Here is a 26,299-nt window from a genome sequence, read left to right as displayed (position 1 = left end):
GGTCTGTACGATCCCTTACATGTGGGGACGCATCGACGGGCTCCGCGTGCTCGAACTCGGCATGCCCGGCGAGCAGCGCACCTGGCTGACAGACCTGGTCCTGTCCGGCGCCAAGACGGCCACGGCGGGGCTGCTGGAGCTCGACTACGTCGCCGAAGGGGAGCCGCTGGAACACGTCGGCGAGCGGCTCGTGCTCGTGGACGATGGGGGCTCGCGGGCGGCGCTGGTTGAGGTGGCCGGGGTGGAGCAGGTGGCGTTCGGGGCGGTGAGCTGGGAGTTCGCGCAGGCGGAGGGGGAGGGGTTCCGGTCGATCGAGCACTGGCGTGAGGTCCATGGGCGGTATTGGGCCGGTCTGGGGCACGAGGTGACCGACTCGTCGACGATCGTGTGCCTGACCTTCCGCCTTCTTACTCCCTAGGTGAGCGCTTTTCGGGGGCTCGCGGGCTGGTCATTCTCACGTCGCGGCGCCATCGAATCGCCTGGAGTGCTTGCGGGGTCGGGCGGGGATCTTGCGGGTCGCGTGGGGATCAGCTGGGAGCTCTACGGCTCTTCCGGCCAGTCCTCTTGAGCGGCCACGTATGTGCCCCGATAGGGGACGGTGAATACCCAGCCTTGCCTCCGAAGGGACTCAACCGCCTTTCGGGCCGTGACCTTGGCGACCCCGTGGCGCCGCATCAACACCTTTTCGCTGAATATCGCCCGGTTTGGCTGGAACTCACCGCGGCGGATCCGCTTGACGATGTCGTCCGCGATTTCTTCGAAGGGGAACGGCTTTCGTCTCTGTCGTGGAACGCCAACCGTCCCTACGAATGTGCCCTCGCCCTGCACCGTGTGGACCACCTGACGGTCGCGCAACTCTCTGGCGACTCTGCGTGCCGTCGTCCTGGCGATGTAGAACTCGGCCTCCATTGCCGCCTCGCTCGGCAGAGGCGCTCCGGCCAGCAGCTCACCCTTGAGAATTCGATCGTGGAAGATGTCGGCGATCTGGACGTAGATCGGGGTGGGTCCTTCACGATCAAGCATGCATAGATTCTAGATGTCTCTATACAAGCAGTCGACCAGGTTCAGTCCTGGGGCCACGACTCCTTGGGGGACACGTAACTGCCGCGCTGAGCGACTGTGTAGATCCAACCACGCTCGCGGAGTAGCGCCATGGCCCGCCGCACTGTCTCGCGGGCGCAGTCGTACTGCTGAAGTAGCGCTGTTTCGCCAGGGATCGGACGCCGTGGCGGATACTTCCCCGCCTTGATCTGCTCCGCCACATCTGCCGCTATCTGCTGATAGAGCGGGATTTTGCGCTGCTTGCGCGGTGCCTCGTTCGGTGCGCCGACAAAGGTGCCCTCGCCCTGGACCGTGTAGATGAGCCCCTCTTCGCGAAGAACATGGATTGCCCGCCTGGCAGTCGTCCTGGCGACCCCGAACTCCGCCTGGATGTCGGCCTCACTCGGCATGGGATGCCCCGAGGCGAGATCGGAGACCCGTTGGCGGAGGATCTCAGCGATCTGAAGGTATGGATGGGTGTCTCCATCGTAGTCGAGCACATACGCAAGATAGGCGAAGAGGTACGACCTTGCCCATATCGTCCCGTCCAAATAGGCGGAGCGATCGTTTCGACTAGGCAACGCGATACAACTAGATATATGCTTGAGGAATGGCTGGCTCCAAGCGACGGCCGTACGCGGACGACTGCATTGGTCTTCACGTCGAGGCGGCGCACAGGGACTGCGCACGCATCGACTGGAATCTGGTGAGGCCCGATGTCGAGCGGATGCGCGTGCGGGACCACACCTGTGACTGCCAGCCGGTGTTTTACGAGCTGTGCCAAGCGGGTGGCCAGCGTTGCATCCGCAGAACGACGAGAAAGGGCGGGCGAGTGGTGGTGGAGGAGAGCGTCCGAACGGCCGCCTCTAGGACGGACATCCTGTGGTCTCTGCTGCTGCGCGGAGACGCCCGATGATCGCCGTACGTCGTCATCGAAGCATCCTGGGGTGTCTTCTCGCCACACTGCGTAGTCATCGCGCGGTCCGTTTGACCGAACAGTCGTGGGCTCGTGCCGGTCAGTTCCTCCGGCAGCGGTCATCCCAAGAACTCCGTGCTATGCGTGGGTCCAACTTGTTCTTGCAGGTCCCATTCCCGCGTCTGGGACCTGCGACCACCTTCTGGTGGGGCATTTCACTGGAGTCGGCGTCGCCGGGGCGGGCGTGGCCGTGCGGAGCATCAGGTCGCTTTGCCGAATGAAGTGCCGCAGATTCGGCGATCACGGCCGAAGACCGGGTCGCGCTGGCCCCGCATCCCGCGTCTGATACGGGGCCAGCGACGAGGCAACCACCCTCTACAGTCGAGTGGCTGCGATTTCAGAGAGTCTTCTAGTCCTAACGGGTTCACTGATCGCCGACGAGCGCAGTCCGCCGACGCTTCCGAGAATCCGCTTGGGTGGTGCTGAGCCTTCCTCTTCGCCTGCTACCGGGTGAACCTTGCCAGGAGTCCGACCGTCCACGGTGTTGCTGCGCCGTCGCGCGAGTGGACGGACCCAGTTGCGGGCCGTACGTGGTCCCATGCCCTCCGGGAGGCACGGGACCACGCGTTTGCCAGCAATTGGCCGACTCACGTCTTAGTCGACCTGCTCGCAGAGGTAGCGTCTCACGCTCCGCTGAGGGAAGGCTTGCCTTCAGAGCTATCAACGGAAAGATGCCTTTCGGTGGCCTTGCGGTAGATCAGCACTCTTGATGGTGATCAAAAGGCCGCATACCGGTTCGGCGAAGCGCGGGAGTGAGCTGAGGAACGCACTGGAGCGGACAGGTCGAGGGCCGTGATGCCAGTGAGAGACGTGCCGGAGCGGGCGGCCCGACGGGGTGCGGCGCCTGGTTTGTGCTTGAGATTCGGTCGTTTCGGGGTTCGTCTGAGGTCTGACAGGCAGTTTCGCGCCGGGAATCTGGCGGCTGGTTCGTGTCTAGGAGTTCGATCGTTCGGCTTGCGCCTGGAGTCTGGGGGTCGGTACGGGGCCGGCGCCCGTCAGGGGGCGGAGACCGACCCGGTCCCCGCACCACTCCCCTTGGCGTTCAGAAGGGCACCCGACGCCATGCCGTGTCCGTGACGATCAAGTGGTCAAGGAATCGCAGCCCGACCGTCTCGGCGGCCTCGGCGAGACGTGCCGTCGCGGCAACGTCCGCGTCGCTCGGATCGAGGGAACCGCTCGGATGGTTGTGCGCGACCCCGAACGCCGCCCCGCCGGCCGTCAGCACCGCCGTGATGATGTCCCGAACCGGCACTGTCGTGTGGTCAGAGCCCCCTTCGGTCAGCACCACCCGCCGCAGCACCGCCCCCCGGACGTCGCACGCCATCACGACCAGCCGCTCCCGGGAGTGGCCACGGAGCAGAGGAGCGACGACCGTCGCCAGATCGGACGTGCCGGTGATCCTGGTCGGCTCGGGCTCTGCCTGCGCCCGCCGTACGAGATGGAAAGCCGCAATCACTCGCGCCGCCTTGGCAGGCCCAACGCCGTGTACGGCGAGTAGCCGGTGTGGCTCAGACCGGGCCAGCCCATCGAGATCGCCACAGTGCTCGATCACCTGGGCCGCAAGATCCATCGCGCTCGCCCCCCGAAAGCCTGAACCGAGGAGCACGGCCAGGAGCTCCCGGTCAGCCAGCGCCGTCGCGCCGCTCGCCATCAGCCGCTCGCGTGGCCGCTCACGTCTTGGCAGGTCTTTGACTCGCATCCGCAACCTCCAGAACGGTTGTATCAACGAGCACCGACAACCTAGGCCTGACCAGCGGGAACTGCCTGAAATGTCGGCAGGAGGCGCCTTTGAGAGCTGCGGTCTGGCTGACGAAGCTCGATGTTGCTTCCTCCACATCGAGGCCCGGACGGTGAGAGGCGGCGCTCGGCTTCGCCCTGCCCCCGGAGGTCTGGACGCTTGTGGCGGCCAGGACGCTGGCGGTTCCGCGCGATCGCATTCTGTGCGTACGTAGTCTGGACAGTCCGTGTCTGTACGCTCGAGGTCCGGACGGTCACAGTCTGGAGGGACGCAGATTCGGCCGCAATTCCGGACGCCTGCAGTCTGGACACCCGCAGGCCGGGACGGAGACCGCTATAGCGCAACCGTCCTGGGTGGCATCCGTTGGAGCGGTGTAACTGCTGGCGACCTTCGACCTTCGATCTTCGCGAGGCGGCGAGGGGCGATCACCTGGCGTCTTGAGCGTCTCGGACCTTAAGACCGACCATGCCATCACACCACTCGGCGGGACGCCCATCCAGCCCTCTGAGGCCGCAAGTCGGCTCCGGGGCGCGTGATGTACGGGTTCTTGGGTCGCAGGTCGGTTCGTGGTCGCGTAACGCGCGGGATCCTGAATCGCCGGTTGGGAGTCCGTCTGAAGCCGCAAGTTGGTTCGGTGGGGTGCGTGACGTAGGACGCTGAAGCAGCCAGGGCGCAGAGATCCCGCAATGCGAGGGCTACGACGCCCCGGGGTCAGTATGGAACCTCGCACCTCAAGGTCCCGAAGCCGCAGGACTCAGCTCAGCGACAAGTCGTGATGCTGCGGAGGACCGGCCGGCCGTCGTCGCGGCGAAATGTCAGCCCGATGGCCGTCTGGCTGAGCTCCAGGCCGAAGAGGCGGGTATCGGCCCGGAGCTCTCACATTCGCTTAAACAGGCATGCTGTACATGATCCGGAAGCGGTCGCCCGGGATCACGATGTCGCTGGTCTCCACCGGGCGGTCGCCTGCCCAATGGGTGCGTTCCACGTGCAGGACGTGGATGCCCGCAGGCAGATCGAGGGCGTCGCTCTCCGCAGGGCGGGGCACGCGGGTGTGCACGCTTTCGACGATCTCCGTGATCTTTATCCCGTGCGCGTACATTCTGGCGACCAGACTGCGCCGTTCCTCCTCCGTGTGGGCGGCGAACTCCAGAGGCTCGTACGACGTGGCGAGCTGGAGCGGCCTGCCGTCGCCGCGGAAGACATAGTGCGTCCTCGTCAGGGTGGTCGATTCGTCGAGCCGTAGCCGTCTGGCGATGTCGGGTCCGGCCTCGGCAGGTTCGCTGTGCCAGTCCCACGTCACGCGCCGGCCCTGGGACTGCAGGTCGGCGGCGAATGGGGCGGGATGATCGAGGAAGCGCCATCGGTGCAATGGGGAAAGGTCGGGGCGTTCTCTGACGTAATGACCCGATCCCACGCGGCCGATGATGAGGCCTTCGCCTGCCAGCACGCGCAGGGCGTGGCGGGCTGCGGTCTCGCCGACCTGATACTTGCGGGTCAGCTGCGCCCGTGAGGGAATGGGCGCGCCGGGGGGAAGGGTGCCGTCGGTGATCTGTCGCCGAATGTCTTCGACGACACGCAGGTAGACCGGATCTGAGGTGGCCACTAGTCCATCCCTGAGGGTTCGTGTGAGGCGTTGCCCCATGTTGCCGTATTCGGCAGGTAACCGACCGTCATCGAGGACACTTGGAGCCCCAACTTTGCGGCAGTGGAAAATTATCGGAGAAACCCTGTAACGCCGATGTAAGGGCAGCCGATTCTTCGGTAGAGGTCGTCGATGTGTGTACCCCCGAGCACATATCGGCGGCCTCTTCCCATGCGTGCCGCAGAGGTCGCTCGCGCGGGTGTTGCCCGGCGTCGCGCCCGGTTCGGCTGATATGGGATATGTACGAGACGTCTGTGGACGTCATGGCGTCTGTGTGCGGCATGTCGAGCTGCTGCCGTACGGCATGCTCCTGGCATGGCATGAAGCCTGCCCTGTGGTCCTGGTGATCGCTGCGACCGAATACCCGATGATCGAGTTCCGGGCCCGCAGTCAGCTCCATGCGAACGCCCGGACGCTTGGAACAGCGCGCAGCGGCGCGTCGAGGGCGGTTGGGCATGCCCTGAGAGGCCGGGGAACTGCATGACAATAGGCGGCTCCAGGCAGGCAAAGCGGGGTGGCGGCGTCCACCGCTTTTGCGAATCCAGGTAGCGTTCGCACTATGGCTTCGCCAACTGGAACCACCGACGCGCCCTTCGGCCGTATGTTGACCGCCATGGTCACGCCGTTCACTCCTGACGGTGCGGTCGATTACGACGCCGTGCGGCGCCTGGCCACCTATCTGGTGGACGAGCAGCGCAACGACGGCTTGATCGTCAGCGGGACGACCGGAGAGTCGCCCACCACCTCCGATGACGAGAAGGAGCGCATTCTGCGCACCGTGCTCGAAACGGTGGGTGATCGAGCGACGGTGGTGGCCGGGGCGGGCACCAACGACACGCATCACAGCATCTCGCTCGCCAGGGCCGCGGCCCGCGCCGGTGCTCACGGGCTGCTCGTGGTGACGCCGTATTACAACAAGCCTCCGCAAGAGGGCCTGTATCAGCACTTCGCTGCCGTGGCCGATGCAACCGGCCTTCCGGTGATGCTCTATGACATCCCCGGACGCAGCGGTGTGCCGATCAAGATCGAAACCTTGATCCGGCTCGCACAGCACGAGCGCATCGTGGCCGTCAAGGATGCCAAGGGCGATCTGTTCCTTGGCAGCCAGGTGATGGCGATGACTGATCTCGCCTTCTACTCGGGCGACGATCTGCTCAACCTGCCCTGGCTCTCGGTTGGAGCGGCAGGATTCGTCAGCGTTGTCGGCCATGTGGTCGGCGCTGACCTGGCCCGCATGATCGACCTGTACAGGAACGGCGACGTCGTTCAGGCGCTCGCAGTGCACCGCCAAGTGGCGCCCGTGGTCGAAGGGATCATGTTGAGCGCGGGCGGCGCGATCATGGCCAAGGCGGCACTGGGCATGGTAGGAGTGCCGGTCGGACCGGTGCGGTTGCCATTGGTGGCCGCGACAGAGAAGCAGATCGCCGAGCTGCGTGCTTGCCTGGTGGCCGGCGGGGTGAAGTTGACAGACGCATAGGAACGGGGAGGAACCGGGAGTTTTGAGAACACGATTTGACCATGGGGGCCGGCTATGAGCCATCCACATCCTGAGCTGGGCCCCCCGCCGACGCTGCCGGAGGGCGGCCTGCGCATTGTCGCGCTGGGCGGGCTGGGTGAGATCGGCAGGAACATGGCCGTCTTCGAGTACGAGGGCCGGTTGCTGATCGTCGACTGCGGGGTGCTTTTCCCCGAGCCGGACCAGCCAGGCGTCGACCTGATCCTGCCCGACTTCGAATACATCAGGGATCGGCTCGACGATGTCGAGGCGGTCGTCCTGACGCACGCGCACGAAGACCACATCGGCGCCGTGCCATACCTGCTTCGCGAGCGGCGTAACATCCCGCTCATCGGATCCAAGCTGACGCTGGCCTTCATCGAAGCCAAGCTCACCGAACACCGGATCCAGCCGACCAAGATCGAGGTTATCGAGGGCGAACGGCACAGGTTCGGGCCGTTCGACTGCGAGTTCCTGGCGGTCAATCACTCGATCCCGGACGCGCTGGCCGTGGCCATCAGGACGCCTGCCGGCATCGTGCTGCACACCGGCGACTTCCGCATGGACCAGTTGCCCAGTGACGGCCGCCTCACCGACCTGGGCGGGTTCGCCCGTCTTGGTACCGAGGGCGTCGACCTGCTGATGTCCGACTCGACCAACGCAGAGGTGCCGGGGTTCGTCACCAGCGAACGGGAGATCGCGCCGGTCATCGACGAGGTGATCCGTACCTCGGAGCAGCGGGTCATCGTGGCCAGCTTCGCGTCGCACGTACACCGTATCCAGCAGGTCCTCGATGCGGCGGCCAAGCATGGCCGCAAGGTCGCCCTGGTCGGACGGTCGATGGTGCGCAACATGGGCGTGGCCCGTGATCTCGGCTATCTCAAGGTGCCGTCGGACCTGATCGTCGACTCGCGCGACATCGAGGAATGGCCGCCGGAGGACGTGGTGCTCGTCTGCACGGGTTCGCAGGGCGAGCCCATGGCGGCGCTGTCGAGGATGGCCAACCGGGATCACCCGATCCGTATCGCCGAGGGTGACACCGTCCTGCTGGCTTCGTCGCTGGTGCCGGGCAACGAGACCGCCGTCAACAAGGTGATCAACGGGCTCACCCGTTGGGGGGCCCGGGTCGTACACAAGGGCAACGCCAAGGTGCATGTTTCCGGACATGCGGCCGCCGGCGAGCTCCTCTACGTGCTGAACCTGACCCGTCCGTCGAACTTCATGCCTGTGCACGGCGAATGGCGGCACCTGCGTGCGCACGCCAAGCTCGCCGCGCTCACCGGCGTGCCCGACGATCACATCGTGATCGCGGAGGACGGCGTGGTGGTCGACCTGGTCGACGGCAGGGCGAAGATCGTCGGTGCGGTTCACGCCGGGTACGTCTACGTCGACGGCTCGTCCGTCGGTGAGATCACCGACACCTCGCTGAAGGACCGTAGGATCCTCGGCGACGAAGGCTTCATCTCCGTCGTCGTGGTGGTCGACTCCAGCACTGGCAAGCTCACCGGCGGGCCGGAGATCCATGCCCGTGGCTCCGGCATCGACCCGGCGCAGTTCGAGCAGTTCATTCCACAGATCGAGAAGGCGCTCGAGGAGAAGGCCGCCGACGGAGTCGTCGACATGCAGGAGATCCGCCGGGTGGTTCGCCGCACGGTCGGGCGCTGGGTGAGCGACACCTACCGCCGCCGTCCGATGATCATCCCCGTGGTCCTCGAGGTCTGACCTCCGTACGGGTACGGCAGGCACGCGCGCCTGCCGTACCTCTGGGAGCCGTTCCGGATACAGTTCCGACGTCGTCTGGTGATCTGCTGGACGGCGGCGGCGCACTGACGAGCTGGTCGGCCAGCCAGCGGTCAACGTCCTGGCCGACAGGCCAGCCGATCGACGAACGGTTCGACTCGCCGTGGACGGTCGGTGAAACACTGCCTGGACGGTTGGTGGGCATGGCCGGTTGAGCATGGTTGCTTGGACACCGCCTGGACGGTTGGTGAGCACGGTCGGTTGAGCATGGTTGGGTGAACACCGCCCAGACGGTCTGCTCAGCATGGTCGGTTGAACACTGCCTGGACAGTCGATTGAGCATGGTTGGTTGAAGACCGCACGGTCGGTCGGTTGAAGACCGCACGGTCGGTTGAGCGAGGGTCTCGACCGGCCTGATCCAGTGACCGTTGTGGCGGCTCGTTTCGCTGGCTCCGTGTCCCGCCGACATGGTGTGTCAGCAGCTCACGCGTCCCTCCGGCGCATCAGCCATGCGCCGGCGAGCAATGGCAGCACGGCATAGGCGATCAGCACCATGGCCGCCGCTGCAGGCGGGAGCAGCGAGCCGTATACCGAATGGGTGAGGCCGTCGCCAGTTATCTCGCGCGGGAGGGCTCCGATCTGCACCGAACCGACCCGTTCGCTCCATGGCTCAGGCAGGTTGCCCACGATGATCGGGATCACGTACACGAGACCCACGAGGAGCGTGATGGCTCCCGCCGTGGAGCGTAAGATCGCGCCCAATCCCAACCCGAGCAGCGCGAACACCACCACGGAGAGGCTTGAGGTGACAAGCGTCGGCAGCCTGTCGAGGAAGGGCGTCGTGTAGGAGCCGCGAAAGCGGTCGCCGATCATCCAGCGGGCGGCGAAGTAGGTCCCGAATACCACGAGCGGGCCGATGACGAGGCTGAGCAGCCCCACGATCGCGGACTTTCCTGCCAGGACCGGCCAGCGTCTTGGCACGATGGCGAGGCTCGTCCTGATCAGGCCTGTTGTGTATTCGGACGTAATGGTGAGTACGCCGAGGACTCCCATGCAGAGCTGTGGCACGATCAGCACCACTTCCTCCAGGTCCGCGATGCTGGCATGGGCCTGTCGTTCGGGGGTGGTGCTGTCGTACATCCCGACCGCCGCCCAGGCGACCGCGATGCCCAGCAGGATGCCGCCCAGACTGAGCCCCAGAGCCAGGTAACTGGAGCGAACGGTGCGAACCTTCAGCCATTCCGACGCGAGCACGCTCACGCGTCTCTCCTTCTGAACAGATAGAACCCCGCCGCGAGCGCGACGATCGCATATGTGGCGAGGACCAGGAGCGCGGCCCAGGGCGGCAGGAAACCGTCGCCCAGCCGTCTGGAGAGCCGCTGGTCGGCGATCTGAGGCACGAGGTTGGGCAGCATGAGCGCGGCCACGCGAGTGTTCCACGGCGCCGGCAGGTAGTTGGCGATGCCGGGCAGGACGAACAGGAGCGCCACCACCGAAACGATCGCCGCCGCCGTGGATCGGGTGGCTACTCCCAGGCCGAGGCCCACCAGCGCTAGCACGGTCACCGACAGTCCGGAGGCGAGCAGCATCGGCAGGTCGTTGGCCACGGAGGACTCGTTGAACTGCAAGTGGCGGTCGCCCGCCATGAGACGGCTCGTGACGTACGTGAGAATGATGATCGAGTTGGCGGCGACGAATGTGACGGCGGCGACTACGCCGGCCTTGGCCAGTAATAAGGTGCCTCGCTTGGGAACGACGGTGAGGGTCGTGCGGATCATGCCGCTGGTCTGCTCCGCGGTGATGGCCAGCACGCCGAGGACCGCCAGGCTGATCTGGACGAGTGGCAGGAAACCCTGCTCAGGCGCCGCCGCTCGCAGTGATCCGCGTTCGTCCGCCAGACCGCTGACGTAGAAAGTCCAGATCATGCCGAGAACTACCGTGAGCGCAGCCACTCCGAGCGCGTGATAGGTCGAGGTGACCGAGCGCAGCTTCAGCCATTCGGAAGACAGGATTGCTCTCATCGTGCGGCTCCGTACTCCACGCTGCTCGCCGTCAGCGCGAGGTAGGCGTCTTCGAGTGATGGGTAGCGCTCGGTGAGCTCCGCCACGGTGGCTTCCGTGATCAGCTTGCCTCGGCCGACGATGATGATGCGCTCGGCGGTCAGTGCCATTTCGCTCATCAGGTGGCTGGAGAGCAGGACGGTCCTGCCTTGCTTGGCCAACGAGCGCATTAAATCGCGAATCCAGCGCACCCCGTCGGGATCGAGTCCGTTGACCGGTTCGTCGAACATCAGCGTGCCTGGGTCGCCGAGCAGGGCAGCCGCGATGCCGAGGCGCTGTTTCATGCCGAGTGAGAAGCCGCCCACTCTTTTACGCGCCACACCGGCCAGGCCGACCTGTTGGAGCACCTCGGATACGCGCGTCGCACTGATGTCGTTGGTGCGGGCCAAGCACAACAGGTGGTTGTAGGCGCTGCGGCCGCCGTGCACAGCGCTCGCGTCGAGCAGCGCGCCCACCTCGCGCATGGGCCTGCTCAGCGAGGTGTATCGTCGCCCGTTGACGAGTGCTTCGCCCGACGTCGGGGAGTCGAGGCCGAGGATCAGCCGCATCGTGGTGGACTTGCCTGCGCCGTTGGGACCCAGGAATCCGGTCACGTGGCCGGGCTCTACATTGAAGGACAACTCGTCGACAGCGAGCGTGTCGCCGTAGCGTTTGGTGAGGCGGTTGAGTTCGATCACGCGGTAAAGAATGAGGTACGGCGGGCGTTCGTCACATCGGACCACGGTCCGAACCTCAAGGTCAGACCCTGGTCTGACGTGCGGGCCCACCGTCAACCACTACGGTCAACGCGTGAACGACTCCCACTCCTTCTTCACCGCTCGCTTGAGTCATCGTCAGCTGATCGCGCTGGACCTGCTGGCAGGGTTGGGCTTCTCTCTTATGTTCCTCACGGCGTCGACGAGTGGGTCGCACCTGCCGCCGTGGGCGAGGCTAGCTCTTATCCTGGGGCTGAGTTTGCCGCTGGTGCTGCGCAGGGTGTGGCCGTTGCCTGTCTTCTGCCTCATGCTGACACTCTCCATCGTGGTCGCTGCGGTGTTAGGGGTGTCGTTCGCTTATATCTCGCCTGCCTATGCGCTCTATATCGTCGCGCTGGGCGATGCCCGGGGCGCGTGGGTTCCAACCTCAGCGATCGGCGTGCTCACTCTGGTCACGCTGGTCAGCATGGTGGTCGCCGGCGCTGCGCCGCAGCCGGCGGGTCCCGCGTGGTTTCCGAATATCGACGGGCCACTCATCGGCATAGCAGCGCTGGGCGGCGCGTGGACGGTCGGGCGAGCCGTACGAGAACGAAGACACTATGCGGCGCGCGACGCCGAACGCCTGGCCGGCCAGGCCGTGACAGAGGAGCGGCTGCGGATCGCCCGCGAGCTGCACGATGTCGTCGCGCACAGCGTGGGATTGATCGCAGTCAAGGCGGGCGTGGCCAATCATGTGATGGGCACCAGGCCAGAAGAGGCGCACGATGCGTTGCGGGTGATCGAGACCGCCAGCCGAAGTGCGCTCGTCGAGATGCGCCACTTGCTCGGCGTCCTCCGCTCAGACGAAACGCCCGACCGTGGTCCCGCTCCCGACCTTGGTGGCCTTCCGGGGCTGGCCGAGCAGGCCAGGCTGGCGGGAGTAGAGGTGGAGTTGGATCTCCGGTTAGCGACAAGGGAAGGCCGTGGCGGCGAAAACGATGCCGCACTTCATCCGTGGATTGATCGTGCGGACGGCAGGGGCGTGCGGGATGCTGCGGCGGACGGCAGGGACGCTCACGCTGCTGCGGTGACCAGTAGTGAACGCGCAGACCGGGACAGCGCAGCTCTGGAGGGTGCTGACGCTTCGATCAGAGGCGGTAGGCCAGCCGTGGGACGGGCTGACGGTCGGACCGATGCCCAGGCGAGGGCCGGCCGACGAGCCCAGGACAGAGAGGAGGGCGGAGCAGGCAGCCCCGGGGGAGAAGATATCTCGCGGCTCGGGGTGGGGCTGCCTGAGGGCGTGGAGTTGTCGGTCTATCGGATCGTCCAGGAGGCGCTTACCAATGTGGTGAAGCATGCGGCACCGGCGAGGTGCCGGGTGTCGGTGGTCGCCGACGTGCGCGAGGTGCGAATCGAGGTGATCGATGACGGTCCTGGCCGCCGCACACTGCCGGTGGAGGGGACGGGGCACGGGCTGATCGGAATGCGAGAGCGGGTCATGATGTACGACGGAGTGTTCGAGGCAGGGCGTCTGCCTGGGCGAGGGTTTCGGGTGTCGGCCCGATTGCCTTATGGAGGCATTTCATGATTCGTGTCCTTGTCGCCGATGATCAGGCGTTGCTTCGGGGGAGCTTCAGGGTGTTAGTCGACTCGGAGCCTGATCTGATGGTCGTCGGTGAGGCTGCTACGGGAGCCGAAGCGGTGGCCGTTGCTCTGGAGGAGAGACCCGATGTGGTCCTTATGGATGTACGGATGCCGGAAATGGATGGCATCGAGGCCACGAGGCGCATCGGTGATGTGGCTCGGGTCCTGATCGTGACCATGTTCGACCTCGACGCCTACGTTTACGACGCGCTCCGTGCCGGGGCCAGCGGGTTCCTGCTCAAGGACACCCCGCCGGCTGATCTGGTCGCCGCCATTCGGGTGGTCGCGAGCGGTGAGGCGCTGCTGGCTCCGACGGTGACGCGCAGGTTGATCGAGGAGTTCACCCGCACGCCGGCATCGCTAGAGGTCAAGGGGCTTCAAGGGGTTACGGAGCGGGAGCGGGAGGTTCTCACATTGATCGCTCGGGGGCTCTCCAATAGCGAGATCACCGCTCACCTTCACCTCAGCCTGGCGACGGTCAAGACTCATATCGGTCGCTTGCTGGCCAAGCTCGACGCTCGGGATCGGGCACAGCTTGTCATCGTGGCGTACGAGAGCGGGCTCGTGTCTGCGGTTCGTCCAGGAGAGGGGCGTGAGCGTGGGTGAGGTCGGGGCTGTTGATCGTGGGTTCGGGAGCGCAGGTGGGGTCGAGGTTGTTGATCGAAAGCTTGGGGAGCGCAGGGTCTGAGTGATGGTCCGGTAGCGTCCCGGGAGTGACCGATGTGAGGGTTGTCTTCCGGAAGTACGGCGGGGCGTTGCACTGGAACCATCCCGCGAAGGTGCTGGGCGAGGATGAGCACGGGGTGTGGGCCGCGGCGCCGAAAGGGACGGTCGCCCGTAAGGGGGATGGGCCGCCGGTGGTGTGGAAGACCACGGTCATCATGCTGTTCCCGCGGGACGGGTGGTGGACGGCGTCTTTCAACTCACCGCCGAATCGGGCTGAGGTTTATGTGGACGTCACCACCGTTCCTGAGTGGCGTGACGATGAGGTGACCATGCTGGATCTCGACCTTGACGTGATCAGGATGCGGGATGGGCGGCTGATTTTGGACGATGAGGACGAGTTCGCTGAGCACCAGGTGTTACTGGGATATCCGGAACAGATGATTACACGGGCGGAGGAGACGGCCAGGTGGCTGATGGGCGCGGTGGGAGAACGGCAGGGGCCGTTCGCGGGTGCCCATTTGAGGTGGCTCGATCGGATGGGTGGAGCAACGCGAGCTGAGTAAGTGCGGGGCTGTCTCCGGGGGTTAGCTGTCTCCGGGGGTTAACGGCGTGGGAGGCCTCTACGGGCGCGTGGAGAATGCGGCGGGCATTGAGAACCCGTGGACCTGCTGGAAGGCGTCCGGGGATGGGTAGAGGCCGTGGACCTGCTGGAAGGCGTCCGGGGATGGGTAGAGACCGTGGACCTGCTGGAAGAGGTCCGAGGATAGGTAGAGACGGTTGGTCGGGCAGCGAAGTCCTGGGTGGGCTGCGGGCGTGGTCGGCCAGGCCGTGGAGTCGCGTTCGGTGATGTGTCGGGCGACCACCTGGACGCCGGGGTGTGCGTCTTGGGCGCTGATGCGGCAGCTGGGAGGGGTTGCCCCAAACGCGTTCGATCAGACCAGATTGGACCCGATCGGACCAGCTCCGCCGCGTCGGCTTGGGCACCAGCAGCTTCCACTACAACGCACACGCGTAGAAGCCGTGGACGCCGAGAGAAACCACAGGCCTGCGGACCGGGATGAAGTCGTACACGCGAGGGGTAGAGGGCCCCGCCGAAGAGCGAGGCCCGGGTTTCGTGCGTCAGTTAGCGGATGAGGCGTAGGGCTTCGGCCATGGAGGCGAGACGGCGGGGGGAGGCGAGGCCGGCGTGGTAGAGGTGGAAGTCCGTGGCGCCGGCCTTGGCGTACGTTCTGAGCTGCTCGGCGAGCGTCTGGCCGTCGGCGGGGCGTGGGGGAAGGGCCAGGACGTACGCGCCGACTCGCTGACCGGGGTCGCAGAGTTCGCCGAGCTTGGCCAGGCGGGCGGCGTCCGAAGCCGGGTCGCCCCAGCAGCTGCCTACCAGGACCTCGGCTCCGGGTTCGCCGGTGGGGAGGGCGGCGAACGAGCTGGCTGCCCACGGGTCGGGGTTGGCGTGCAGGGTGATGGGCACGTTCGACGCGGTCTCGCGGGCCACGGCGACGAGGCGGGTGCGCAGTGAGGCCGACAACTCGACGCGTACGGCTCGGACGTCGTCGGCGAGGGAACCGAGAGCGGCCTCCACGGTCGCAGGAGAAGGCGGCGATGTAGATGCGGGGGATGTGGATGTAGGGGATGCGGAGACGGGGGCGAAGGAGGCCGGCGTGGGAGGCGCCTGTGTGGGAGCAGTCGGTGCGGGAGAGGTCGCGGCCCTGGCAGCGGGGCCGTCGATGGCCGTGCGGACGCGTTCTCTGGTGCCCTCCGGGTAGCGGGGTGCGCAGGCTGTGCAGAAGCAGAGTGTCAGCAGGTCACTGTGTACGGACGTCCAGTCGGCGCCGGCCGTCTTCTCATGCACGCTCTGGTGCCCGAAACCCATGGGGCCGCACGCCTCAAGGATGAGCCCATCCGGCTCTCCGACGGTCAGGATCTCGCTGACCAGATGTTCGCAGTACTCGACCACGTCCTCGTAAGCCGGACACAGCGCATATGGATAGCGATCGCCGAATGCGTTACGCACCACCAGGTCAGGGTGTACGCCGCCCAGGAATGAGTTGTGGGTCAACACTGTCCACGCGTGCACCTGCAGTCCGACGGCCTTCAGGGCGTCTCGGGCCTGCAGGAAGGCGTCCGTGGGTGTCCACGTTGGGGAGGCCGGTGTCAGGCGTCCCCAGGAGGAGGGGCGTACTGGCAGGTAGAAGGCCGAATAGGGGACGTCCAGCACTCGGTGCGCGGGGTGATACGGCGTCGCCGCGCGGGTGGAGTGATAGCTGGCCGCCACCGCCACGGCCTCGACGCCCAGCTCCGCGAGGCGCGAAGGGGCCGACGGGTCGCCGACGATATCCCAGGGGTAGGCGTAGGCCACGTTCACCAGCGCGGTCTCCTCGCAGAGAAAGCAGGCTCGAAGCGCTGCATATAGGTGGTGTCGTCGCGTTCGGTGATTCCGCACGCGAGATATTGCTCGTGCATCACGGCCAAGGCGTCCCGGTCCAGTTCGACGCCGAGGCCGGGCCCGTCGGGGACGGGTACGGCGCCGTCGACGAACCGCAACGCGCCTGGCGCGACCACATCCTGCCCGTTCTGCCACGGTGTGTGGGTGTCGCAGGCGTGGGTGAGATTGGGGGTGGCGGCGGCCAGGTGGGTCATGGCGGCCAGGCTGATCCCGAGGTGGGAGTTGGAGTGCATGGACAGCTCCAGCCCGAACGTGTCACACAGCGCGGCGATATGCGAGGAACGTACGAGCCCGCCCCAGTAGTGGTGGTCGAGCAGCAGCACGCCGATCGCTCTGGCGGCGATGGCGGGCGGAAGGTGCTCGGGTGTGACCACGCACATGTTGGTGGCCAGTGGCATCGGCACCTCGGCGGCGACCTTCGACATGCCGGGAATTCCTGGTGTGGGGTCCTCCAGATACTGCAGGCTGCCTTCCAGCGCCTGTCCTACCTGGATGGAGGTCTCGACGGTCCAGGCGGCGTTCGGGTCGAGGCGGAGCGGCACGCCAGGGAAGGCCTCCCGCAGGGCTATGATTGCCGCAACCTCTTCCTGGGGTGCGAACACGCCGCCTTTGAGCTTGATCGACGCGAATCCATACTCTTTGATCAGCATCGACGCCTGGTCGACCAGCCCCGCCGGGTCGAGCGCCGCGCCGAATCTGTCGGGCTCGCCGCCCGGATGCCCCGCCCACTTGTAGAAGAGATAGGCGCTGTACGGCACGGCGTCGCGCACTCGGCCGCCCAGCAGGTCGACCACGGGCACACCGGCTGCCTTGCCGCGAATGTCCAGGCAGGCCACCTCGAAAGCCGCGAATACTCGATCGATGCTCTTCTCCTGGGTCGCGGCCCCGGTCAAGCCATGCATGTCCGTCACCACGTCGCCGACGATCGCGCTGATCCTGGCGTACATCTCGTTCGTCGCATGCACGTCCACGCCGACCAGTGCCTCGGCGCATTCGCGTACCTTGGTGAGATGTCCCAGGTCACCGTACGTCTCGCCGAGGCCGCTCAATCCCTCGTCGGTGATCACCTCGACGATCGTCCGCAGCGCCCAGGGTTCGTGCACCCCGGCGGCGTTCAGCAGTGGCGGATCCCTGAAGGCTACGGGGGTGACGTGGATCTGCCGGATGATCATATGACCGCCGTCCATATATGTGAACACTTGCCAGGTTTGTGGACAGGTTGCGGCAACTGTAAGAATCAACATGAAGAAGTGTCAAGACTCCGAAGGGCCATTCGATGATCTACGGACACGACCCCAGGACCGGCGAGGCCGTGGGCACCGCCCTGCCTGAAACCGACCGAGCCGGGGTCGACCTGGTGGTTTCCGCCGCGGCAGCCGCGGGCGCGGCCTGGCGGGCGACGCCGGCCGCCGAACGGGCCGAAGCGCTGGAGGCCGTCGCCGACGCTCTCGCCGCGAAGGTGGGCGAGCTGTGGCAGACCGCCGACAGCGAGACCGCGCTGGGAGAGGCACGGCTGCGCGGTGAGGTCGCTCGTACGGCCGGGCAGTTCCGGCTGTTCGCCCAGGTGCTCAGGGACGGCGGCTACGTCGACGCCATCATCGACCACGCCGATCCCTCGGCAACCCCGCCCAGGCCCGACGTACGCCGGATGAAGCAGCCGCTGGCCGGTGTGGTCGCGGTGTTCGCGGCGAGCAACTTCCCGTTCGCGTTCTCCGTGGCCGGTGGCGACACCGCCTCGGCGCTGGCCGCCGGTTGTGCGGTCGTTGTGAAGGCGCATCCCGGCCACCCGAACACTTCCGAGCAGGTCGCCCGCATTGTCCGCAAGGCTCTGCCGTACCCCGATCTGCTGGGGCTGGTGCAGGGCATGCAGGCGGGCGCCGACCTGGTGCAGCACCCGAGCGTGGTCGCGGCCGGGTTCACCGGGTCCGTCGCGGGTGGCAAGGCGATCCAGGGGCTGATCGACGAGCGGGAGGTGCCGATCCCGTTCTTCGGTGAGCTGGGCAGCGTCAACCCGGTCGTGGTGCTGCCGTCCGCGCCCGTGGCGGAGGTGGCCACCGGGTTCGCCGCGTCGCTGACGATGGGGGTCGGGCAGTTCTGTACGAATCCTGGGCTGATGTTCGTGCCGGAGAACGACGAGCTGCGCAAGGCGCTCGCCGCGGCCGTCGAAGGCACCACCGGCGGGCCGATGCTGGCCGAGCGGATCAGGGACGGCTACCTGGGCGGGCTGCAGCGGCTCGGCGAGCTGCCGCTCCTGGCCGAGGGCAAGGCGGGGGAGGGGAGTTGGGCGGTCACGCCCAAGGTGTTCACCACGGATCTCGACTCGTTCGCGGAGAAGCTGCCGGGTATCGGCGAGGAGTGCTTCGGGCCGGCGTCGATCGTCGTGACTTATCGCGAAATTTCGGAACTGCCGGCGGTGCTGGAGCGGCTGGATGGGTCGTTGACGGCCACCGTGCACGCCACCGACCCCAGCGAAGCCGGTGAGGTCGCCGAGGTGCTTGGACGGAGGGCCGGGCGGCTGATCTGGAACGGATGGCCCACCGGGGTGGCGGTGTGCTGGGCGATGCACCATGGCGGTCCGTGGCCGGCTTCGACGGCGGCCGCGCACACGTCGGTCGGCGCGACGGCCATCGACCGGTGGCTGGTGCCGACGGCGTACCAGGACTGGCCGGAGGAGCTGCTTCCGGAGGAGCTCAGGGACGACAACCCGCTGAGTGTCCCGCGCCGGGTGGATGGGGCGCCGGCGCGTTAGGGGCGGGACTGGCGCAGGGACGCGCCCCGGCGTCCGGAGGTAGAGGGGCGCGTCTTCCTGCCTGGGTTCCGGGCTGGTGGAGGGGCGCGTCTTCCTGCCTGGTTTGGTGTTCTGCGGGGTGGAGGGGAGCTGTCTCGTCTGACGCCGACGCCGACACCAACGCCGAGGGAGAAGGCGAAGGAGACGCTGAGGGAGACGCCGAGGGCGAGGGAGAGGGCGGCGCTGAGGCAGAGAGCGAGGGCGAGGGCGAGGGGGCGAGGGCGAGGGAGACGCCGAGGGCGAGGGAGAGGGTGGAGGCGGCGCTGAGGGAGAGGGCGGCGCTGAGGCAGAGAGCGAGGGCGAGGGAGAGAGCGAGGGAGCGGAGGTGAAGGGGAAGGGAGACGCCGAGGGCGAGGGAGAGGGTGGAGGCGGCGCTGAGGGAGAGGGCGGCGCTGAGGCAGAGAGCGAGGGGACGAAGGAGACGCTGAGGGAGAAGGCGAGGGCGAGGGAGGGAGCGAGGGGGCGAGGGAGAGTACGGAGGTGAAGGGGAAGGGAGGATGCAGACGCCAGAAGGCCGGTTAGGCCCCGGCGATCTCCAAGCCGATCGCAAGGATCCGTTCCAGCTCCGCCAGATCCGCAGCCGACGGATCGACCAGCGGCGCCCGTACCCCGCCGACCTCCAGCCCCCGCAACCGCACCCCCGCCTTGACCAGCGACACCGCATACCCCGGCACCCGATCGCGCAGCTCCACCAGCGGTAGGTAGAAGTCGGTCAGCAGCCGCTGCACCAGCACCTCGTCGTCCCCGGTCACCGCCTTGTGAAAGGCCAGCGCGATCTCCGGTGCGAAGGCGAACACCGCGCTGGAGTACAGCGTCACGCCCAGCCCCCGGTAGGCGGGGACGGTCAGCTCGGCGGTGGGCAGTCCGTTGAAGAACGTGAACTCCCGGTCCGTGGACCGGCGCACGGTCAGGATGATGCGCTGGAGCAGGTCGAAGTCGCCGAGCCCGTCCTTGAAGCCGATGATCTCGGGCACCTGGGCCAGGGTGGCCACGGCCGAGGGGGAGAAGCGGGCGGTGCCGCGCTGGTAGATGATGACGGGCAGACCGCCGGCCGAGGCCACCTCGCGTACGTAGTGGACCAGACCGTCCGGGGGAGCGGTGACCAGGTAGGGGGGCATCAGCAGCAGGCCGTCGGCTCCGTTGTCGGCCGCCGCGCGGGCGAGCGCCTTGGCGGTGGGCAGGGGGCCGCCCGCGCCGGAGAAGACGGGCACCCGGCCGCCGGTGGCGGTCACTGACGCGGCCACGACCTTGGTGTAGTCGGCGAGGTCGAGCGCGTTGAACTCGCCTGTGCCGCACGCGGTGAACACTCCTCCGGCCCCGGCGGCGACTCCCTGGGCGACGTGCTCGGCCACTGTTTGTTCGGCTATGTCGCCATTGGTGGTGAAGGGGGTCACAGGGAAGAAGAGAACACCATCTAGCCGCATCAACGGTCCTTCCTAGCGGATGCCCTCCCGGCGAAGAGTGGCAGCCAGCTTGCGAGTGTGTTTGACCACCGCATCGGTGATCTTCTCGACCTCGGCGGGAGACAGGCCCGCCGGCATCGAGCAGCTGATCGCGTCCGTGGCGGGGATCCGGTAGTCGACGGCCACCGCCACGCACGCCACGCCGGGGGTGCCCTGCTCGCGTTCATAGGCCCAGCCGCGGGTGCGTACCTGGTCGAGCTCGCCGATCAGCTTGGCCGGATCGGTGAACGTGTGCTTGGTGATCGACTGCAGCGGGTCGGGCAGCAGGGCCGCGACCTCGTCGTCGGTGAGCTGGGCGAGCAGCACCTGGCCGAGCGCCGTGACGTGGGCGGGCAGCCGCCGGCCCACCCTCGGGATCACGTGGTGCGCCTCCCGTGACTCCCTGGTCGCCAGGTAGAGGACGTGCGCTTCGTCGCGGCGAGCGAAATGCGCCGTCTGGCCGGTCTCCGCGCGCAGGTCCTCCAGCGTCTCTTGGGCCAGGGGCAGCGCGGGGTCCTTGTCGAGGTAGGCGGTGCCGGTCAGCAGCGCGTGCGGACCGATGCCGAAGGATGACCTGGCGGAGTCGGTCTCGACCCAGTTCAGCTCGACGAGTGTGCGCATCAGGGCGTGTAGTGAGCTGCGCGGGAATCCCGTGTGCTGCTGAAGCTCCGACAGTGTCAGGGTCTCGTGAGAGGCGGCCAGGGTCTCCAGGATGCGGACCGTCCGCTCGGCGGACTTGACTAGCTGGGGCTCCATACTCATCCCATCTCGACAGTGGCTTCAGATTGTCAGCATATGGGATCCCATCCAGATACATGGACATCTAACCCTTGATGGCGCCGCTGGTGAGGCCACGCATGAACTGCCGCTGGAAGGCCAGGAAGGCGATGATCGACGGCAGCAGCGCGAGCAGTGACGCCGCGAGCAGGACGCCGATGCCGACCTCCTCGTCGGAGCGGAGCGAGCGCAGTGCGATGGGCAGGGTCCACATGCTGGACTCGGGCGCCACGATCAGCGGGAGCAGATACTGATCCCAGATCATGGTGAAGCCGAAGACGCCGATGACGCCGAGCGCGGGCCGGCACAGCGGCAGGATGATGCCGAAGAAGATGCGCAGCTCGCCCGCGCCGTCGATGCGCGCGGCCTCCTCCAGCTCGACCGGCACTTCCTTCATGAACTCGGTCATGACCAGGATGGAGAAGCCCCAAGCGCCGACGGGCAGGATCATGCCCGCGTACGTACCGATGAGATCGGTATGGATGATGGGCATGTCGGCGAGCACCAGCGAGAGCGGGATCGCGATGATCTCCTCGGGCAGCATCATCGTCGCCAGCATGATCAGCATCACGAACGCCATGCCCCTGAACTTCTTGCGGGCGAGCGCGTAGGCGGCGAAGACGCTGACGAGCATCTGCAGCAGCAGCCCGAACCCGACCACCACGAACGAGTTGAACAGATAGTGATAGACGTTCTTGTTGCCGGCCTGGACGAAGTTCTCCAGGGTGAAGTCGTCGGGCCAGAGCGAGAACCTGGTCGGGTCGAGCGTCTTGCTGAAGGCGCTGACCAGCAGTCCGACGAGCGGCCCGGTGAAGACGACCACCATGAAGGTGTAGACCAGGATCTTGCCGACAGTGGCCAGGGGACCTCGCCTGGACTCCAGGCCGAGGGCGCTGTCGAATCTCATCATGCGTTCTGCCTCCTGCGCATGACCTGGGTCAGCACCGTGAGCAGCAGGGTCGCCGCGAACAGCACGATCCCGCCGGCCGACGCGATGCCCAGCTCGCCTTTCTGGAATCCGAGCTTGTAGATCAACGTCATCAGCACCTCGGTCGATCCGTTCGGGCCGCCGTTCGTCAGCACGTACACCTCGACGAAGACGCGCAGGCCGCGGATGGCGGCGAGGGTGAACAGGATCCAGAACACCGGGCGCAGCGCGGGCAGCGTGATGTGCCGCAGCCGGTGCCACGTGGTGGCCCCGTCGACGGCGGCGGCCTCGTACAGCGTGCGGTCCACGCCGACCAGTCCGGCCAGGAAGATCATCATGTCGTACGGCGTGCCGCGCCAGATGCTCATGCCCATGATCGACAGCAGCGAGGAGTGCTCACTGGCCAGGAAGGGCTGCGGGTCCAGGGCGATCCATCCGAGAATGGTGTTGATCATGCCGCTGTCGGCGGGGTGGTACATGATCCGCCAGACCTCGGCCACCGCCGCCATCGTGGTCACCACCGGCAGGAACGCCGCCGTCCTGATGAACCACAGGTAGCGTGCCGGGCCCTCGATGAGCAGCGCGAACAGCAGGCCGAGGAGGAGCGAGCCGGCGGTCGTGCCCAGGGCCAGCACGATGCTGTGCCAGATGGCCGAGACGAAGGCGTCGTCGGTCATGATCGTGGCGTAGTTGTCGAGGCCCACCCAGCGGTCACCCACATAGCGGACCTCGAAGAAGCTCATCCGCAGGCCCTCGAACATGGGGATGAACTTGAAGAACAAGAACAGCAGCAAGGCCGGCGACAGGAACGCCCACGCGATGAGGGTCCCCCGCCGCCGCATCCGCTTGGGACGGCGGCGGGGGGTCACCGTGCGGCTCCGCGCCTGGGTCAGCGTCGGAGTCATGATGCTTTCTGGGTCTGCAGTTCCTGGGTGAGCTTGGTGTTCAGCGTGTCCATGGCGGTCTTGACGTTGGCTGAGCAGTCGGCCCACACGGTGTTGATGGAGTCGGCGGAGTCCTGGCGGATCGGCGCCCAGTTCGGCACCGGCGGCGCGTAGACCGCGTTGGCGTAGGCCTCCTGGAACACCTTCCAGCGCGGATCCTGGCGTTCGGCACCCAGGTCGACCTGGGAGTTGACCGGCAGGCGGACGATGGCGCCGTTGGCGTCCTTGTTCATGCCGATGCGCTGGCCGTCGGGGGAGACCGCGTACTCGGCGAACTTCTTCTGGCCCTCGACATTGTCGGAGCCGGCCATCATGTAGACGTTCTCGCCCTCACCGAGGGTGCCGGGGCCGCCCGACGGGCCCTTGGGCACCGGGACGACCTCGATCTTGTCGGTCCCGATGCTCTTGACGAACCTGGCGAGCACGTACGGACCGACCAGGTAGATGCCGCCCTGGCCCTTCTCGAACACCTCGTGGGTGACGGTCGTGTCGTTGCTGACCGCGCCCGGGTTGACCGTCTTGGCCTTGCAGAACTGGTCCTGCAGGTACTGGACCGCCTCCACGGTCTTGGGGTCGTTCACGATGGGGGCGAACTTGCCGCCGCCGTTGGCCTTCACGAAGTCGCCGCCGTTGGCGTAGATCAGCGAGGAGGCGTACCAGGAGGCGTAGCCGCGCTTGGTGCCCGCGGGGATGACGAAGCCGGCCGTGTCCTTCTGGCCGTTGCCGTCCGGGTCCTTGTCGGTGAAGGCCGCGGCCAGCGTGGCCAGGTCGTCCCAGGTCTTGGGCGGCTCCATGCCGACTTTCTCCCGCCAGTCCTTGCGGATGATCAGGGCGAAGGCCTGGGCGGAGAACGGCGTGCCGTAGTACTTCCCGTCGGAGCCCTGAGCGGCCTTCCAGGCCTGCTCCGACACCTTGTCGCCGCCGGCGAGCTTGGCCTTGTCGACCTCCTGCAGCCAGCCCTGCGTGTGCATGTTGCCGAGTTGTGCCGTGTCATTGATGACGATGTCAGGTAGCTTCTTCTGAGCTGCCTGCTGTTGAAGCTTGGTCTCGAAGTCATCGAAGAGCGCGACGACCTTCGTCTTGATTCCGCTGGCTTTCGTGAACGCGTCGGCCAATTTCACGGCCGTTTTGGCGGAGTCGGAATCGGGCGCCTGCCTGATCCAGATCTCTAACGCGTTGTCGGAACTCGATCCCCCGGAGCCGCAGCCTGTCAGCGTTACGGCCAGGGCCGTCGCAATCGCGGCCCCGAGCAGCTGGCGTGACATCAGACCGCCTCCCGTTCACATACGTGGACAACTGTCGCAGACGTGGAGCATGTCCATGTGAACGTAACGAGTGACGTAGGTCACGGTCAACATTCAAGAATGTGAAGTTCGACCAGAGTTGTGTACAACAATGACCCTCATGCGCATTCTCATGACCGGTGCCGCCGGCAAGGTCGGCACGCTGCTCCGTCCCCGCCTGGCCCGTGACGGCCGTACGCTGCGCCTTTCCGACCTCCAGCCGGTGGAGACCGGGCCCGGCGAGGAGATGGTGACGGCCGACCTCGCCGACGAGGCGGCCATGGCCGAGGCGATGAAGGGTGTCGATGCGGTCATCCACCTGGGCGGGCAGAGCCGGGAGCATCCGTGGGCCGACATCGTACGGGCCAATATGGACGGCACGCACGTCCTGCTTGAGGCCGCCCGCAAAGAGGGCGTCGAGCACCTGGTGTTGATGAGCAGCCACCACGCGGCCGGCTTCCACACCCGGCCCGCCTCGGGCGCGGAGCTGCCCGACTACGCCTTCCCGCGGCCCGACACCTTCTATGGCGTGAGCAAGGTCGTCATGGAGGCTCTCGGCAGCCTCTACCACGACAGGTTCGGCCTGAACGTGACCGTGATCCGGCTGGGCACCTGCAACGAGGCCTCGGGCGACACGCGCGGCCTGGCCACCTGGATCTCCCCTGACGACCTCGCCCGCCTGGTGGAGGCCGCGCTGACCGCGCCCGGCTATCACGTCGTCTGGGGCGTCTCCGACAACGCGCGCCGCTGGTGGTCGCTGGAGGAGGCCCGGGCGATCGGGTACGTGTCGCAGGACGACTCGGAGGGTCAGGCCGCCGCGCTGATCGCCGAGCAGGGCGAGCCCGATCTGAGCGAGCCGCTGCACGATCGGGCGGGCGGTGTCTTCACGCTGAAGGATCTCGGGGGCAAGTGGTAGGGCGTTTCGCCAGCATGATGCGGTTGCCGACGGCAGTGCAACCGGTTGTATTCACCGGCAAGACATTCATCCGACCCTTTCGTCTCGACCGTCTCGTGACCTGGGATATCTAGGTGTCGATATATCGGTAACGTCTTTGTAACGCCTGCAAAGGGTTGACGAAACTTTTGGCGCACCTATAGGAAGGCGCTATCCGATCCCGCCGAGCCGGGCAGGCCCTGAATGACGGGTGCATGAATGTCTGTAACCCCGGACAGCGCGGTTGCCGCCGTGCCACCACGCGCGCAACCGCCCAGAGGGCGTCGTCGCGTCCCCCGCGTTAACGCTCACAGACGGCGTGAGGCGCGTACGGCTTACGTCTTCCTCGCGCCCTGGTTCATCGGTCTGTTCGTGATCACGATTGGTCCGATCCTGGCGTCGCTGTATCTGTCGTTCACCGATTACAACCTGCTGGAAGCGGCCAAGTGGGTCGGGTGGGACAACTACACCAAGTTGTTCACCGTCGACACGCGGTTCCTGGCCTCGTTGAAGGTGACCACGATCTATGTGGTGGTGTCGGTGCCGTTGCAGCTGGCGTTCGCGCTGGTGCTGGCGTTGGCGCTGGATCGGGGTCTGCGCGGGTTGTCGTTCTACCGGTCGATCTACTATCTGCCGTCGCTGCTCGGCGGCAGTGTGGCGGTCGCGATCTTGTGGCGGAAGATCTTCGGCTCCGACGGCCTGGTCAACGCGGTGCTGGACGTGTTCGGTATCCAGGGCGCCGGCTGGGTGTCGGATCCGGACACGGCGCTGGGCACGCTGATCTTGCTGCACGTGTGGACGTTCGGCGCGCCCATGGTGATCTTCCTGGCCGGGTTGCGGCAGATTCCGCAGAGCTACTACGAGGCGGCCCAGGTGGACGGGGCGGGCAGGCTGCGGCAGTTCCGCTCGATCACGCTGCCGCTGCTGACGCCGATCATCTTCTTCAATCTCGTGCTTGAGGTGATCAAGTCGTTCCAGTCGTTCACCCAGTCGTTCATCGTCAGCAGCGGCACGGGTGGCCCGGTCGACTCGACGCTGTTCTACACGCTTTATCTGTATCTGAAGGGCTTCAAGAGTTACGAGA

Annotated in this window: 22 protein-coding genes and 1 pseudogene; 9 read left to right on the top strand and 14 right to left on the bottom strand. The window is 66.4% G+C overall.

What is annotated here, in order from left to right; genetic code table 11:
* The first annotated feature begins 19 nt into the window (after positions 1-19).
* Entirely contained in the window at positions 20-418 is a 399-nt protein-coding gene (locus KME78_RS57995; RefSeq protein WP_219538696.1) for an ASCH domain-containing protein, read from the top strand.
* Positions 419-540: 122 nt separating this feature from the next.
* On the opposite strand, the gene KME78_RS57990 is transcribed toward KME78_RS57995, so the two are convergent.
* The 4 genes from KME78_RS57990 to KME78_RS57975 all read right to left on the bottom strand — a co-directional run bounded on the left by KME78_RS57990 (position 541) and on the right by KME78_RS57975 (position 5,358).
* A complete protein-coding gene (locus tag KME78_RS57990; protein ID WP_219538695.1) occupies positions 541-1,023 on the bottom strand; it encodes a GntR family transcriptional regulator in 483 nt (160 codons plus the stop codon).
* A 41-nt stretch (positions 1,024-1,064) separates the two neighbouring features.
* Positions 1,065-1,541, bottom strand: a complete 477-nt coding sequence (locus KME78_RS57985) for a GntR family transcriptional regulator (RefSeq protein ID WP_308127549.1) — start codon at positions 1,539-1,541, stop codon at positions 1,065-1,067.
* 1,518 nt (positions 1,542-3,059) lie between these two features.
* The gene (locus KME78_RS57980) at positions 3,060-3,716 is read right to left on the bottom strand and encodes a JAB domain-containing protein (RefSeq protein WP_219538694.1); all 657 of its coding nucleotides are present in this window, start codon (positions 3,714-3,716) and stop codon (positions 3,060-3,062) included.
* A 925-nt stretch (positions 3,717-4,641) separates the two neighbouring features.
* Positions 4,642-5,358, bottom strand: coding sequence for a GntR family transcriptional regulator (locus KME78_RS57975; protein ID WP_214642951.1), 717 nt, complete (start codon positions 5,356-5,358; stop codon positions 4,642-4,644).
* A gap of 598 nt (positions 5,359-5,956) precedes the next feature.
* On the opposite strand from KME78_RS57975, the gene dapA reads away from it, so the two are divergent.
* Both dapA and KME78_RS57965 read left to right on the top strand, forming a co-directional pair.
* Positions 5,957-6,874 carry a 4-hydroxy-tetrahydrodipicolinate synthase gene (dapA, locus tag KME78_RS57970; RefSeq protein ID WP_219538693.1) on the top strand — a complete coding sequence of 306 codons (918 nt, stop codon included), beginning with the start codon at positions 5,957-5,959 and terminating at the stop codon, positions 6,872-6,874.
* Between the two features lie 54 nt (positions 6,875-6,928).
* On the top strand, positions 6,929-8,614 hold the full coding sequence (locus KME78_RS57965; protein WP_219538692.1) for a ribonuclease J: 1,686 nt from the start codon (positions 6,929-6,931) through the stop codon (positions 8,612-8,614).
* Positions 8,615-9,115: 501 nt separating this feature from the next.
* Here the strand turns inward: KME78_RS57965 and KME78_RS57960 are convergent.
* From KME78_RS57960 to KME78_RS57950, 3 genes and pseudogenes are all read right to left on the bottom strand, one after another.
* The gene (locus tag KME78_RS57960) at positions 9,116-9,892 is read right to left on the bottom strand and encodes an ABC transporter permease subunit (protein WP_219538691.1); all 777 of its coding nucleotides are present in this window, start codon (positions 9,890-9,892) and stop codon (positions 9,116-9,118) included.
* Positions 9,889-10,653, bottom strand: a complete 765-nt coding sequence (locus tag KME78_RS57955; RefSeq protein ID WP_219538690.1) for a DUF2705 family protein — start codon at positions 10,651-10,653, stop codon at positions 9,889-9,891. Before KME78_RS57955 ends, KME78_RS57960 begins: the two co-directional genes overlap by 4 nt.
* A gap of 62 nt (positions 10,654-10,715) precedes the next feature.
* Positions 10,716-11,369: pseudogene (locus tag KME78_RS57950) on the bottom strand (ABC transporter ATP-binding protein); the annotation flags it as partial.
* A 112-nt stretch (positions 11,370-11,481) separates the two neighbouring features.
* On the opposite strand from KME78_RS57950, the gene KME78_RS57945 reads away from it, so the two are divergent.
* The 3 genes from KME78_RS57945 (at position 11,482) to KME78_RS57935 (ending at position 14,239) form a co-directional block, all read left to right on the top strand.
* On the top strand, positions 11,482-12,954 hold the full coding sequence (locus KME78_RS57945; protein WP_219538688.1) for a histidine kinase: 1,473 nt from the start codon (positions 11,482-11,484) through the stop codon (positions 12,952-12,954).
* Positions 12,951-13,616, top strand: a complete 666-nt coding sequence (locus tag KME78_RS57940; protein ID WP_219538686.1) for a response regulator — start codon at positions 12,951-12,953, stop codon at positions 13,614-13,616. The genes KME78_RS57945 and KME78_RS57940 overlap by 4 nt, the downstream gene beginning before the upstream one ends.
* A 107-nt stretch (positions 13,617-13,723) precedes the next feature.
* Positions 13,724-14,239 (top strand): DUF402 domain-containing protein, encoded by a 516-nt coding sequence (locus KME78_RS57935; protein WP_219538684.1) that lies wholly within the window; start codon positions 13,724-13,726, stop codon positions 14,237-14,239.
* Positions 14,240-14,799: 560 nt separating this feature from the next.
* Here the strand turns inward: KME78_RS57935 and KME78_RS57930 are convergent.
* On the bottom strand, positions 14,800-16,038 hold the full coding sequence (locus KME78_RS57930) for a hypothetical protein (protein WP_219538682.1): 1,239 nt from the start codon (positions 16,036-16,038) through the stop codon (positions 14,800-14,802).
* Positions 16,035-17,291 (bottom strand): glucarate dehydratase family protein, encoded by a 1,257-nt coding sequence (locus tag KME78_RS57925; RefSeq protein ID WP_219538680.1) that lies wholly within the window; start codon positions 17,289-17,291, stop codon positions 16,035-16,037. Before KME78_RS57925 ends, KME78_RS57930 begins: the two co-directional genes overlap by 4 nt.
* A 104-nt stretch (positions 17,292-17,395) precedes the next feature.
* Between KME78_RS57925 and KME78_RS57920 the strand changes: the two genes are divergently transcribed.
* Positions 17,396-18,868 (top strand): aldehyde dehydrogenase (NADP(+)), encoded by a 1,473-nt coding sequence (locus tag KME78_RS57920; RefSeq protein ID WP_219538679.1) that lies wholly within the window; start codon positions 17,396-17,398, stop codon positions 18,866-18,868.
* A 557-nt stretch (positions 18,869-19,425) separates the two neighbouring features.
* On the opposite strand, the gene KME78_RS57915 is transcribed toward KME78_RS57920, so the two are convergent.
* The 5 genes from KME78_RS57915 to KME78_RS57895 form a co-directional block, all read right to left on the bottom strand.
* The gene (locus tag KME78_RS57915; RefSeq protein WP_219538677.1) at positions 19,426-20,331 is read right to left on the bottom strand and encodes a 5-dehydro-4-deoxyglucarate dehydratase; all 906 of its coding nucleotides are present in this window, start codon (positions 20,329-20,331) and stop codon (positions 19,426-19,428) included.
* A gap of 12 nt (positions 20,332-20,343) precedes the next feature.
* The gene (locus tag KME78_RS57910) at positions 20,344-21,105 is read right to left on the bottom strand and encodes an IclR family transcriptional regulator (protein ID WP_219538676.1); all 762 of its coding nucleotides are present in this window, start codon (positions 21,103-21,105) and stop codon (positions 20,344-20,346) included.
* A 67-nt stretch (positions 21,106-21,172) separates the two neighbouring features.
* A complete protein-coding gene (locus KME78_RS57905; protein ID WP_246654806.1) occupies positions 21,173-22,036 on the bottom strand; it encodes a carbohydrate ABC transporter permease in 864 nt (287 codons plus the stop codon).
* Positions 22,033-22,959, bottom strand: coding sequence for a carbohydrate ABC transporter permease (locus tag KME78_RS57900; protein ID WP_219538674.1), 927 nt, complete (start codon positions 22,957-22,959; stop codon positions 22,033-22,035). The genes KME78_RS57905 and KME78_RS57900 overlap by 4 nt, the downstream gene beginning before the upstream one ends.
* Entirely contained in the window at positions 22,956-24,263 is a 1,308-nt protein-coding gene (locus tag KME78_RS57895) for a sugar ABC transporter substrate-binding protein (protein WP_219538673.1), read from the bottom strand. Before KME78_RS57895 ends, KME78_RS57900 begins: the two co-directional genes overlap by 4 nt.
* Positions 24,264-24,402: 139 nt before the next feature.
* Here KME78_RS57895 and KME78_RS57890 point away from each other — a divergent pair, with 139 nt between their 5' ends.
* Positions 24,403-25,197 carry an NAD-dependent epimerase/dehydratase family protein gene (locus KME78_RS57890; RefSeq protein ID WP_246654805.1) on the top strand — a complete coding sequence of 265 codons (795 nt, stop codon included), beginning with the start codon at positions 24,403-24,405 and terminating at the stop codon, positions 25,195-25,197.
* Positions 25,198-25,434: 237 nt separating this feature from the next.
* Positions 25,435-26,299, top strand: an 865-nt coding sequence (locus KME78_RS57885; protein ID WP_219538671.1) for a carbohydrate ABC transporter permease, incomplete at its 3' end; no start/stop codon positions are given.

Origin of the sequence: Nonomuraea guangzhouensis (assembly GCF_019396345.1) — a bacterium.
GTDB classification, from domain to species: Bacteria; Actinomycetota; Actinomycetes; order Streptosporangiales; family Streptosporangiaceae; genus Nonomuraea; species Nonomuraea guangzhouensis.
Note: the sequence above shows the minus strand (reverse complement) of the source record. Positions and strands in the feature narration are given on the sequence as shown.